The sequence below is a fragment of the Kluyvera fluvialis genome (assembly GCF_059725275.1).
Map to the genome: position 1 here is coordinate 3,163,954 of NZ_AP046142.1, position 12,245 is coordinate 3,176,198.

At 51.5% G+C, this 12,245-nt stretch carries 7 protein-coding genes and 4 pseudogenes; 5 read left to right on the plus strand and 6 right to left on the minus strand.

What is annotated here, in order from left to right; genetic code table 11:
- The first annotated feature begins 197 nt into the window (after positions 1 to 197).
- From focA to pflA, 3 genes are all read left to right on the plus strand, one after another.
- Entirely contained in the window at positions 198 to 1,055 is an 858-nt protein-coding gene (gene focA / locus AC6I4B_RS14975) for a formate transporter FocA (protein WP_497766200.1), read from the plus strand.
- A 50-nt stretch (positions 1,056 to 1,105) separates the two neighbouring features.
- Positions 1,106 to 3,388 carry a formate C-acetyltransferase gene (gene pflB, locus AC6I4B_RS14980; RefSeq protein WP_497766201.1) on the plus strand — a complete coding sequence of 761 codons (2,283 nt, stop codon included), beginning with the start codon at positions 1,106 to 1,108 and terminating at the stop codon, positions 3,386 to 3,388.
- 206 nt (positions 3,389 to 3,594) lie between these two features.
- Positions 3,595 to 4,335: a pyruvate formate lyase 1-activating protein gene (gene pflA, locus AC6I4B_RS14985; protein ID WP_497766203.1), complete on the plus strand. Its 741-nt coding sequence runs from the start codon at positions 3,595 to 3,597 to the stop codon at positions 4,333 to 4,335.
- 28 nt (positions 4,336 to 4,363) lie between these two features.
- On the opposite strand, the gene AC6I4B_RS14990 is transcribed toward pflA, so the two are convergent.
- A complete protein-coding gene (locus AC6I4B_RS14990) occupies positions 4,364 to 5,248 on the minus strand; it encodes a LysR family transcriptional regulator (RefSeq protein WP_497766204.1) in 885 nt (294 codons plus the stop codon).
- Between the two features lie 109 nt (positions 5,249 to 5,357).
- Between AC6I4B_RS14990 and AC6I4B_RS14995 the strand changes: the two genes are divergently transcribed.
- Positions 5,358 to 6,431 carry a linear amide C-N hydrolase gene (locus AC6I4B_RS14995; RefSeq protein WP_497766206.1) on the plus strand — a complete coding sequence of 358 codons (1,074 nt, stop codon included), beginning with the start codon at positions 5,358 to 5,360 and terminating at the stop codon, positions 6,429 to 6,431.
- Between the two features lie 54 nt (positions 6,432 to 6,485).
- Here the strand turns inward: AC6I4B_RS14995 and AC6I4B_RS15000 are convergent.
- Positions 6,486 to 6,629, minus strand: a pseudogene (locus tag AC6I4B_RS15000) (NAD(P)H-dependent oxidoreductase); the annotation flags it as partial.
- On the opposite strand from AC6I4B_RS15000, the pseudogene AC6I4B_RS15005 reads away from it, so the two are divergent.
- Positions 6,625 to 6,849, plus strand: a pseudogene (locus tag AC6I4B_RS15005) (LysR family transcriptional regulator); the annotation flags it as partial. The pseudogenes AC6I4B_RS15000 and AC6I4B_RS15005 overlap by 5 nt on opposite strands.
- A 36-nt stretch (positions 6,850 to 6,885) precedes the next feature.
- Here the strand turns inward: AC6I4B_RS15005 and AC6I4B_RS15010 are convergent.
- The 4 genes and pseudogenes from AC6I4B_RS15010 to ynfF form a co-directional block, all read right to left on the minus strand.
- Positions 6,886 to 8,037 (minus strand): MFS transporter, encoded by a 1,152-nt coding sequence (locus AC6I4B_RS15010; RefSeq protein WP_497766207.1) that lies wholly within the window; start codon positions 8,035 to 8,037, stop codon positions 6,886 to 6,888.
- Between the two features lie 261 nt (positions 8,038 to 8,298).
- Positions 8,299 to 9,161 (minus strand): annotated as a pseudogene (locus AC6I4B_RS15015) (dimethyl sulfoxide reductase anchor subunit family protein).
- Position 9,162: 1 nt separating this feature from the next.
- Positions 9,163 to 9,779: pseudogene (locus AC6I4B_RS15020) on the minus strand (DMSO/selenate family reductase complex B subunit).
- A gap of 10 nt (positions 9,780 to 9,789) precedes the next feature.
- Positions 9,790 to 12,195 carry a selenate/tellurate reductase subunit YnfF gene (gene ynfF / locus AC6I4B_RS15025; RefSeq protein ID WP_497772192.1) on the minus strand — a complete coding sequence of 802 codons (2,406 nt, stop codon included), beginning with the start codon at positions 12,193 to 12,195 and terminating at the stop codon, positions 9,790 to 9,792.
- Positions 12,196 to 12,245 lie beyond the last annotated feature (50 nt).

Sequence of the window (12,245 nt, forward strand, 5' to 3'; positions counted from 1 at the left end):
AAAAGAAAAAAATCAACTTAACTTGCAAATATTAAAAATTATTTTTATTATGTAATTCATAAAGTTACCCTGCGATTGTTGAAAAACCATTCTATTTGCAGGCCTATAAGCCAGGCGAGATATGATCTATATCAAATTCTCATCTATAATGCTTTGTTAGTATCTCGTCGCCGATTAAATAAAAAGAGAGAGTTAGTGTGAAAGCTGACAACCCTTTTGATCTACTCCTTCCTGCTGCAATGGCTAAAGTTGCCGAAGAAGCGGGTGTCTATAAAGCAACTAAGCATCCGCTGAAAACCTTTTATCTGGCGATTACTGCGGGCGTCTTCATTTCGATTGCTTTTGTTTTCTACATTACTGCCACCACAGGTACCGCAGGAATGCCGTTCGGCATCGCGAAACTGATTGGCGGTATCTGCTTCTCACTGGGCTTAATTCTCTGCGTTATCTGCGGTGCTGACCTGTTCACATCGACCGTGCTGATCGTTGTCGCTAAAGCAAGCGGCCGAATCACTTGGGGTCAGTTGGCAAAAAACTGGTTAAACGTCTACGTGGGTAACCTGGTTGGTTGTCTGCTTTTTGTATTACTGATGTGGCTTTCCGGCGAGTATATGACCGCGAATGGCGGATGGGGTCTTAATGTCCTGCAAACCGCCGACCACAAAGTTCACCACACATTTATCGAAGCCGTCGCACTCGGCATTCTGGCAAACCTGATGGTCTGCCTCGCCGTTTGGATGAGCTACTCTGGCCGTAGCCTGATGGATAAAGCCATGATTATGGTTTTACCGGTTGCCATGTTCGTCGCCAGCGGCTTTGAGCACAGTATCGCAAACATGTTTATGATCCCGATGGGTATCGTAATACGCGATTTTGCTAGCCCGGAATTCTGGACCGCTGTTGGTTCTTCTCCGGAAAATTTCTCTCACCTAACCGTGATGCACTTCATCACTGATAACCTGATTCCGGTCACTATCGGGAACATTATCGGCGGTGGTTTGTTGGTTGGGTTGACATACTGGGTCATTTATCTGCGTGGCGGCGACCGTCATTGATGGTTGCTCCAGGCAGTAAATAAAAGTCCACTTAAGAAGGTAGGTGTTAAATGTCCGAGCTTAATGAAAAGTTAGCCACAGCCTGGGAAGGTTTTGCAAAAGGTGATTGGCAGAATGAAGTAAACGTACGTGACTTCATTCAGAAAAACTACACTCCATACGAGGGTGACGAGTCCTTCCTGGCTGGCGCTACTGACGCGACCACCGCTCTGTGGGACAACGTTATGGAAGGCGTTAAACTGGAAAACCGCACTCACGCGCCAGTTGACTTTGACACCTCCGTTGCTTCTACCATCACTTCCCACGACGCTGGCTACATCAACAAAGCGCTGGAAAAAATTGTTGGTCTGCAAACTGAAGCGCCACTGAAACGTGCTCTGATTCCGTTCGGCGGCATCAAAATGATCGAAGGTTCTTGCAAAGCGTATGATCGCGAGCTGGACCCAATGATCAAAAAAATCTTCACCGAGTACCGTAAAACTCACAACCAAGGTGTGTTCGACGTTTACACTCCAGACATCCTGCGTTGCCGTAAATCTGGCGTCCTGACTGGTCTGCCAGATGCGTACGGTCGTGGTCGTATCATCGGTGACTACCGTCGTATCGCCGTTTACGGTATCGACTACCTGATGAAAGACAAATTCGCTCAGTTCACCTCCCTCCAGTCTGACCTGGAAAACGGTGTGAACCTGGAAGCGACTATCCGTCTGCGTGAAGAAATCTCTGAACAGCACCGTGCGCTGGGTCAGATCAAAGAGATGGCTGCTAAATACGGCTACGACATCTCTGGTCCGGCTACTAACGCTCAGGAAGCTATTCAGTGGACTTACTTCGGCTACCTGGCCGCGGTTAAATCTCAGAACGGCGCTGCAATGTCCTTCGGTCGTACCTCCAGCTTCCTGGATATCTACATCGAACGTGACCTGAAAGCAGGCAAAATCACTGAGAAAGAAGCTCAGGAAATGATTGACCACCTGGTCATGAAACTGCGTATGGTTCGCTTCCTGCGTACCCCTGAGTATGATGAACTGTTCTCTGGTGACCCAATTTGGGCAACTGAATCCGTCGGTGGTATGGGCGTTGATGGCCGTACTCTGGTTACCAAAAACAGCTTCCGTTTCCTGAACACCCTGTACACCATGGGTCCTTCTCCGGAACCGAACATCACCATCCTGTGGTCTGAAAAACTGCCTCTGCCGTTCAAAAAATTCGCAGCGAAAGTATCCATCGATACATCTTCTCTGCAATATGAGAACGATGACCTGATGCGTCCAGACTTCAACAACGATGACTACGCTATCGCTTGCTGCGTAAGCCCAATGATCGTTGGTAAACAAATGCAGTTCTTCGGTGCGCGTGCTAACCTGGCGAAAACCATGCTGTACGCAATCAACGGCGGCGTTGATGAAAAACTGAAAATGCAGGTTGGTCCTAAATCTGAACCAATCAAAGGTGACGTTCTGAACTATGACGAAGTCATGGATCGTATGGATCACTTTATGGATTGGCTGGCTAAACAGTACGTCACCGCACTGAACGTCATCCACTACATGCATGACAAATACAGCTACGAAGCGTCTCTGATGGCTCTGCACGACCGTGACGTTATCCGCACCATGGCGTGTGGTATCGCAGGTCTGTCCGTTGCTGCTGACTCCCTGTCTGCAATCAAATATGCGAAAGTTAAACCAATTCGTGACGAAGACGGTCTGGCTATCGACTTCGAAATCGAAGGCGAATACCCGCAGTTTGGTAACAACGACGCTCGTGTAGATGACATGGCCGTTGACCTGGTAGAACGTTTCATGAAGAAAATTCAGAAACTGACTACTTACCGCGACGCTATCCCTACTCAGTCTGTTCTGACCATCACTTCTAACGTTGTGTATGGTAAGAAAACCGGTAACACCCCAGATGGTCGTCGCGCTGGCGCTCCATTCGGTCCAGGTGCTAACCCAATGCACGGTCGTGACCAGAAAGGTGCTGTTGCCTCTCTGACCTCCGTTGCTAAACTGCCGTTTGCTTACGCTAAAGATGGTATCTCTTACACCTTCTCTATCGTGCCAAACGCACTGGGTAAAGACGACGACGTTCGTAAAACCAACCTGGCTGGCCTGATGGATGGTTACTTCCATCACGAAGCTTCCGTTGAAGGTGGTCAGCACCTGAACGTGAACGTAATGAACCGCGAAATGCTGCTCGACGCGATGGAAAACCCGGAAAAATATCCGCAGCTGACCATCCGTGTATCTGGCTACGCAGTCCGTTTTAACTCCCTGACTAAAGAACAGCAGCAGGACGTTATTACCCGTACTTTCACTCAGTCCATGTAATGGATTTGACTGAAATCGCGATTTAAAAAGCGTACAATAAAGGCTCCACGTAAGTGGGGCCTTTCTTATAACTGCCCCACTCTCTCCGAGTCGATTTTGCCTGGTAACTTCTATAATCAGGTTAACAAGCAAAATAAACTCAAGACGACCTGAAGTCATAATCGTCACCCTGCTGACCGCAGGGAAAAACTGGAGATAACACTGCAATGTCTGTAACTGGTCGCATTCACTCCTTTGAATCCTGTGGTACCGTTGATGGCCCAGGCATCCGCTTTATTACCTTCTTCCAGGGCTGCCTGATGCGCTGCCTGTATTGTCACAACCGTGATACCTGGGACACCCACGGCGGCAAAGAAGTCACCGTTGAAGAACTGATGAAAGAAGTGGTGACCTATCGCCACTTTATGAACGCTTCCGGCGGCGGCGTTACGGCCTCCGGTGGTGAAGCTATCCTTCAGGCAGAATTCGTGCGCGACTGGTTCCGCGCATGTAAAAAGGAAGGCATTCACACCTGTCTCGACACCAACGGTTTCGTGCGTCGCTACGACCCAGTAATTGATGAACTGCTGGAAGTGACTGACCTGGTAATGCTTGATCTCAAACAGATGAACGACGAGATTCACCAAAACCTGGTTGGCGTATCGAACCACCGAACCCTGGAGTTCGCTCAGTATCTGTCGAAAAAAGATGTGAAAGTGTGGATTCGCTACGTTGTCGTACCGGGTTGGTCAGACGACGATGACTCCGCGCACCGTTTGGGCGAGTTTACCCGCGATATGGGCAACGTAGAGAAAATCGAACTGCTGCCATACCATGAGCTGGGCAAACACAAATGGGTGGCAATGGGTGAAGAGTACAAACTTGACGGCGTTAAGCCGCCGAAGAAAGAGACCATGGAACGCGTAAAAGGCATTCTTGAGCAGTATGGTCATAAAGTGATGTACTAAGCACCGCAGAGTGGCTCCCTATTGGGGGTCACTCCCCTTTTTGCCAGGTGTTATCAATCGCCGTCAAAATTGTCGTCAACTGCGTTGAAGGTATTTGCCCTGGCTTCCACAATGCCACCACCGGATGCGTCAAACCTTTATCACCCGCTTCGATTTCCAGCCGCTCCACGTCATGCCATTGCTCCGCACCAAAATGATCGGGTAAAAAAGCCCAGCCATCACCTGCCGACACACGATGTTGCAGCAGCGACAGCTCATTGACTCTAATCATCCGATCGGCCAGTTGAATTCGCTGCGCCAGCGAGTCAGGCAATGCGCAAAACGGCACGAGCTGAGGGCGAGCCGCCAGGTGCAGCATCGATACCGGGCTAACGCTAAAAAAGCCGCTACGCGCCCAAACCGCCAATGAAATCGTGCCAACCGCCCGCCACTTTAAATGGTCATTCACCGAGCGGTTCAACGCTTGATAAATCCCCACATGGGCTTTGCCTTCATCCAGCCACTGCTCAGCCTGTTCGCGTTCACACATCAGCAGTTCCAGCGAAACATGCTGACGCGCCAGGCTTTCCGTTAGCCGCAACAAAAACGGGCGTGGGGTAAACGGGTCATAGCACAGCGTTAACTGCGTCTTGAGCTGATCCGGCAACTGATGCGCCGCCTGGGAAAATGCCTGAGCTTCATGCAGAAAAAGCCGTGCCTGCCGGTACAACAGCTTGCCGGACTCCGTTAATTTCAATGGCCGCGTGGTACGGTCAAACAGCGTATAGCCGAGATCAATTTCCAGATAATCAATCAACTGACTGACCGTCGTGCGATCTTTGCGTAATTTTTTAGCCGCCTGCGTTAACGTGCCGCACTCGCAAACACAGGCAAAAGCCTCAATCTGCGCCAGGGTGAAATTAATCGACTCCATCTCATCTCCTTTGATTGCTACTGGGGGATTTTCCCACATTAAGTGACTTATACCGACGTCTTTCTTATCGATATTATCCATAGCGAGCTAATCAATTAAGGATTTCACCATGAATAAGAAGACAATTTCTGCCGCTGCGTTGGGGATGGTATTAACCGCTGGTATTAGCGTCAGCGCCGATGCCTGCACCCGCGCCTTTATGAATATGTTCCCGGGCTATATGGTCACCGCACGTAATCTCGACTTTTTCGGCCCAGTTGACCCTTCGCTGGTTATCACGCCAAGAGGCGTTGAGCACAACGGCGGCGACAGTGCCAAAGCGGCGCACTGGACAACGCGCTACGGCAGCGTTGTTATTTACGCCGATGGAGTATTCCCAATGGACGGCATGAATGAAAAAGGGCTGGCTGGGCACACTCTGTTCTATATGAATGGCTCACAGGTTCAGCAAGATAACCAGGATAAACCGCTGCTGGAAAGCCGCGCCTGGCTAAGCTACATCCTGGATAACTATTCCACCGTCAATGACGCAGTAGAAGGCCTGCGCAATAATGTCCGCCTCGCCGCCGCAAAACTGCCGGTCGATTACGCCACCGACACCAAACATATCGCGATTGAGGACAACAGCGGCGATTCCGCCATTATTGAAATCGACAACGGCAAAGTGAATATCTATCACGACAAAAATTACCGCGTGATGACTAACCCGCCGTCCTACGACAAGCAGTTGGCGAACCTGGCGCGCTTCAAAAACGCCAGTCGTGAGGCGATCCCAACGGGCCTTGATGCCGACCAACGTTTAGTTCGCGCGACGTGGAACCTGCAAAACTTACCGAAGCCGGAGAATAAAGACCAGGCGCAAGGTTTTGTGTTATCGGTCGTCAATAACGTAGCGTATCCGCTGGGTATTCCAGCAGAAAGCAGTGAGCAAAAAGTCATTGATATGTACGCGAAGTACAGCAAAAAACCGGAGAATAACAAAGGGATTGGAACCTACTGGACGACGATTTCCGATCTCTCGCATCAGGAGTATCACTTCAAATCAACCTTTGCCGCTTCTCAGGTATGGGTGGATTTAAAACAGATTAACTTCAATGCGGGACAGCCGGTTAAAACCATCAATGGCCTGAATGACTACGCACAAAAAGGCTGGGAAGGTAATATTTTGGCTCAGGCAAAATAACATTCCACATCACCACAAACCCGCTCGCGCGGTGGGTTTGTGGTGATCACGATAATTACCGCTACCATACACCAGACCATAATCCCACACGCGAGCCAGATAACCTTTCAGCATCGCCGGGAAGCTATACCACCAAACAGGGAAAACAATCACTGCGGTATCATGGCCCTGCATCTCGGAAAAGAGCTGGTGCACATCGGCAATTAGCCATGCAATTAAGCAACTGGAGCAGCGATTAAAAATCCGCCGGTTCAACCGCACGACCCGAAGCGTCGCGCTGACGGAGGCCGGACGCAGCCTGTATGAAAAACTTCGCCCCGCTTTTGATGACCTGTACACCATGCTGGATGAGGTCAACAATTTTCGTGATACCCCATCAGGAACCCTGCGCTTTAACGCCGCCAGAACAGCAGCCCGTTCGCCTGATGGCGGTCGCTACGCCGGGACATTATCATTAAGCGTGGGCCACTGGCGTTGGATGATGCCCAGCTTTGCGCAGCAGCATCATCAAATAAACCAACGAGACACCCGCAATCATGACAAACAGCAGATTATCGGAGTAGCTCTGCATCAGCATGGCGGTGAGCGATGGCCCCACTAAGCTGCCGATGGTGTAGCTTAGCAATAGCGCCTGGTTCATCGACACCAACTGATGATGTTCCACCTTCTCACAAGCCCAAGCCATTGCTACCGGATACAGCGTAAAGCCAGCCGCTCCCAGGATAAACAGCGCCGGAGCCATCATCGCCTGGCTTAACATTCCCAGACAGCCGATAATGACCACAAACACCTGCACGCGCAGCACCAATAAACGGCCATAGCGATCCGCCAGGCGACCAATAGGCCATTGCCCCAGAATACCGGCACTGACCATGACCGCCATCCAGAAACCGATCCCGGAATCGCTCACGCCACGGTGGTTAAGGTACAGCGGCATCAGGCCATACAGCGAGCCGAGAACAATCCCGGAAATAATACAACCGTTCACCCCTAAACGTGCCTGGCGCAGTTTGAACATAGGCCAAACGCGAGTGCTGCCATCCTGCGGACCGTCTTGTTGATTCATGATACGGGTAAACAGCAGCGGCAGGATGCCCGCCAACACAACCCCCGTCATTAATGGCAAAATGGTCGCCATGTCTGTCGGCAATTTGCTGACGATAAGCTGCCCCAGCACAGTGCCGATATAATACATCATCATATAGGCTGCCAGCAGGCGGCCCCGGTTGCTTGACGTACCGCTGCACATCAGCGCGCTTTCCACTACCACCCAAATCATGGCGCAGCCGACACCCGCGATAAAACGCCAGAACATCCAGCTCCAGAAGCCGACCATAAAGCCCAGCCCTACGCAGCCCGCCGCGAAAATCAGCGAGGCAATGTAATAGCTGAAGTTAAAGCCAAGACGTTTAATCAGACGCCCGGTTAGCAAAGTGCCTACCAGGTTGCCGGTGAAATAGGACGAGCCGACCATTCCTACCTGCCATGTCGGCAGACTTTCATGGGCGAGCCACAGCGGGACGAGCGTATTTAATACCGCGATCGCCAGCGTCAATAACAATAAGCCACAGAGCAATAACAGCACCGGGCGAGTATAGGTAGACATGGGTCTAAAACCGTGAGGATAAACAGATTCGTGCGCATCATGCCACCGCCAAAAACATTGTCAATCCACCGGAATTACGCTACGGCACACTTTGATCGATGACGATTGACGTTTTTTATTCAACGCAGCGGAATAAAGACATTATAAAAATCTATTTAATTGTTTTTGTTAATAAATGATGAGAATAAAAGAAAGGCGTTCAGTTGAAAAATTCATGAACAAAAAATGCCGGAGCGGGGCCGCCCCGGCAGTCTATTTTCGTTAGCTGGCAATCGCCATGCCGACGGTCATATGCAGACAGTAGAATACGCCACGCCCAATCAGCTCACCGGCCAGCACCAGCACAAACGCCAGGCTGAGGAGCGGCAGCGTCGGCTGGTAGCCTTTCAGCTGTGGAGCCACCCAGCACACCAGCGCCAGCGCAATCGCCACCACCCGCCACGCCATCAGCGAGCCGTAGTCCGGCACCAGCGCGGACGCCTGCTGAATCGAACTGTGGATTGTCGCCAGCTCTGCCCCTGCATCAGCGATACCACCACGCTCACCACCAGTGCAGTCAGGCTCACCACCGGCAGCAGACGCATCGCCCAGCCTTCCACGCCGGCCCAGCGCAGCAGCAGGAAGCCCAGCAGCGGGCCGCCGATAAACAGCGTCAGGAAGAAGCTCAGCGGCGTCCAGATGCTGTACCACGTCGGCACGGTGTCGATGGTGTTGTACACCCGCACCATCATCCACACGAACACCACGCCCAGCACCAGCGTCACCACCAGCCACAGGCTGCGCAGCGCGCACGACAGCTTACCGGTCACGGCCAGCAACCAGCCGATACCGCCCACGGCAAAGAAGACGGCGCCGCTGGCAATTTCATTACTCAGCGACGACGCCCCCACGCGGTTCAGCGAGTTAAACGCGCGCAACGGAGAGCCGAGGTGCAGGGTCGAGGCGATAAAGCCAATCCCCATCAGCACCCACAGTGCAAACATACTCAGCACCACACGCTGCTGCTGTTCACGCGCCAGTTGCCCTTTCATCAGCGCCAGCGCCAGGACGATAAACCCGCCTGCCACGCACTGTCCAAAGACCGTGAAGATCATTAACGGCCATTCATGCCATCCGCTTCCCATCTCAGACCTCCTTCGGGTTGGCCAGGTAGCCAGTAGTGTCGCCGCACGGACGTGCATTGGCGTTCGGTTTAATCACAATGCTCGGCCTGGTGAAGTGCGCCGATGGCAGTGGCGCAACTGCCGCCAGTTGCCCGTGTTTCTGGCGCAGTTCCTCAACTGGGCCAAAATCCAGCGCGCGCAGCGGGCAGGACTCGACGCAATCGGTTTTTTGCCGTCGGCCACACGTTCATGGCAGCCGTCGCACTTGGTCATGTGGCCTTTGGCGGCGTTGTACTGCGGTGCGCCGTACGGGCAGGCCATATGGCAGTAGCGGCAGCCGATGCAGACATCTTCGTCCACCACCACAAAGCCGTCTTCGCGCTTGTGCATTGCGCCGCTCGGGCACACTTTGGTACAGGCCGGATCTTCACAGTGGTTGCAGGAAATCGACAGGTAGTAGGCAAAAACGTTCTGATGCCAGACGCCGTTATCTTCCTGCCAGTCGCCGCCCGCGTATTCGTAAATACGACGGAAGCTGACGTCCGGGGTTAAGTCTTTGTAATCTTTACACGCCAGCTCGCAGGTTTTGCAGCCTGTGCAGCGGGCGGAGTCGATGAAAAATCCGTATTGTGTGGTCATCTATTATTCCTTACGCCTTCTCAACCTGAACAAGGTTGGTGTGAGATGGGTTACCTTTCGCCAGCGGCGATGGGCGTGATGAAGTCAGAATATTGATGGAACCACCGTGGTCTATCTTATCGCCGAACATATCGGCCTGTAGCCAGGCCCCCTGACCCATTGCTGTCACCCCTGGCATAATGCGTGGCGTCACTTTGGCCTGAATAAACAACTGTCCACGATCATTAAAGACTTTAACCTTGTCACCATTGGCTATTCCGCGCGGTTTCGCATCGATAGGGTTAATCCATACTTCCTGCTGACAAGCTTGCTGCAAAACATCAATATTGCCGTAGCTGGAGTGGGTTCGCGCCTTATAATGGAAACCGGTTAATTGCAGCGGGTAATTCTGCCGTTGAGGATCGTCCCAGCCTTCAACTTCGGCAGCATAAATTGGCAGCGGATCAATCACATCTCCTTTAGGTAATTCCCAGGTCGATGCGATTTCTGCTAATCGTTGTGAATAGATTTCGATTTTGCCAGATGGCGTTTTTAATGGGTTAGCCTGTGGGTCTTCACGGAAAGATCGATAAGCCACATAATGCTCTTCCGGGCATTTACGTTTATAAATCCCCGTTTCTTTCATCTCTTCATAAGATGGCATTTCAGGATTGCGTTCGCGGGTTTTCTCAAACAGATATTTTATCCATTCATGCTGCGTACGCCCCTCGGTGAAGGTATTCCAGACATCATCCCCCAAGCGTTTTGCTATTTCGCTGAGCATCCAGTAAATAGGCTTACGCTCAAATTTTGCCGTGGTAGCGGGTTGCCCCAAAATAACGTAGCCCATATTACCTGCCGACTCATGCGAGATCAGGTCTTCCTGTTCGGTAGGCATCAGGTCAGGCAGCAGGATGTCATAATATTTCGCCGACGCGGTGACAAAGTGATCCATCCCGACAATCATTTCGCACTTGCTCTCGTCTTGTAATATGTCGTGCGTTCTGGCGATATGGCTATTCTGGTTAATCAGGGTATTACTGGCGTAGCACCACATAAATTTAATCGGCACATCAAGCTTATCTTTACCTCTGATACCGTCGCGGATCGCGGTCATTTCAGCCCCACGTTCAATGGCATCAGTCCAGGTAAAGACCGAGATCTGTGTTTTCACTGGGTTATCCAGCATTGAAAACCACTCTACGCCCAAATCAAACGTCCCTTCACGAGCCCCTGAGTTGCCGCCATTAATACCGACGTTGCCGGTCAGAATAGACAGCATGGCAATAGCGCGAGAGGCTTGCTCACCGTTGGCGTGGCGCTGTGGCCCCCAACCCTGACAAATATAGGCGGGTTTAGCCGTGCCGATTTCACGTGCCAGTTGCACGATTTTATCTTGTGGAATACCCGTAATACGCGAGGCCCATTGCGGCGTTTTAGCGATACCGTCTGGCCCATTTCCCTGAATGTACGCTTTATAATGCGCATTCGGTAATGCGCCTTCCGGCAGCGTTTTCTCATCGTAGCCAACGCAGTATTTATCGAGGAACGGCTGATCCACCAGATTTTCAGCAATCAGCACCCAGGCAATTGCCGCAGCCAGCGCACCGTCCGTACCAGGGCGAATCGGCAGCCACTCATCTTCACGCCCTGCGCCCGTGTCGGTATAGCGTGGATCAATCATTATCATCCGCGCATTCGAACGTTCACGCGCCTGTTCGACGTAGTAAGTTACTCCGCCGCCGCTCATTCGCGTTTCCGCCGGGTTATTACCGAACATCACCACTAATTTACTGTTCGCAATATCATCCGGGCTATTGCCGTCGTTGCCGCCGTATAAATAACTCATCGCGGCACTAATTTGCGCGGTACTGTAGCTACCGTAGCGGCTTAAATAGCCCCCACAGGAGTTCATTAAGCGATACGGCACATTGGAGTTAGTAATATTGCCGCCATCAACCCCAGTGCCATATAAAACGTGCACTGCTTCATTACCATAATCGTTGAGCGTTTTTTTCAGGCTGTTGGCAATGGTATCCAACGCTTCATCCCAGCTGATGCGTTCAAATTTACCTTCACCACGTTTACCTACCCGTTTCATCGGATATTTAATTCGATCCGGGTGATTCATTCGGCGGCGAATAGAGCGTCCACGCAAACAGGCTCTGACCTGATGCTGGCCATAAATATCGTCACCCGTGGTATCTGATTCCACCCAATATACTTCATCATCTTTCACGTGAAGCCGCAGCAAACAACGGCTACCACAGTTAACGGTGCAGGAACTCCACACGGCTTTTTCTTCTAACCTGGCGGCTTTTTCACTGGCGGCAAAAACTTTACGACTGAAAGGTAATGAAATACCACCGGCTGCGGCAACCAGCCCAGTTGCGGCCCCTGCCTGAATAATCTTTCTTCGGCTTACCGGTATTTTAATGAATTTATCAATATGGTCATCTGACATTATTCCACCCCGAGCTTGCTTTA

Excerpts from the sequence above, each read along its gene's own strand:
- AC6I4B_RS15010 (WP_497766207.1), bottom strand. The coding sequence starts at position 8,037 with ATGTCTACCTATACTCGCCCGGTGCTGTTATTGCTCTGTGGCTTATTG.
- AC6I4B_RS14995 (WP_497766206.1), top strand. The coding sequence starts at position 5,358 with ATGAATAAGAAGACAATTTCTGCCGCTGCGTTGGGGATGGTATTAACC.
- pflA (WP_497766203.1), top strand. The coding sequence starts at position 3,595 with ATGTCTGTAACTGGTCGCATTCACTCCTTTGAATCCTGTGGTACCGTT.
- pflB (WP_497766201.1), top strand. The coding sequence starts at position 1,106 with ATGTCCGAGCTTAATGAAAAGTTAGCCACAGCCTGGGAAGGTTTTGCA.
- AC6I4B_RS14990 (WP_497766204.1), bottom strand. The coding sequence starts at position 5,248 with ATGGAGTCGATTAATTTCACCCTGGCGCAGATTGAGGCTTTTGCCTGT.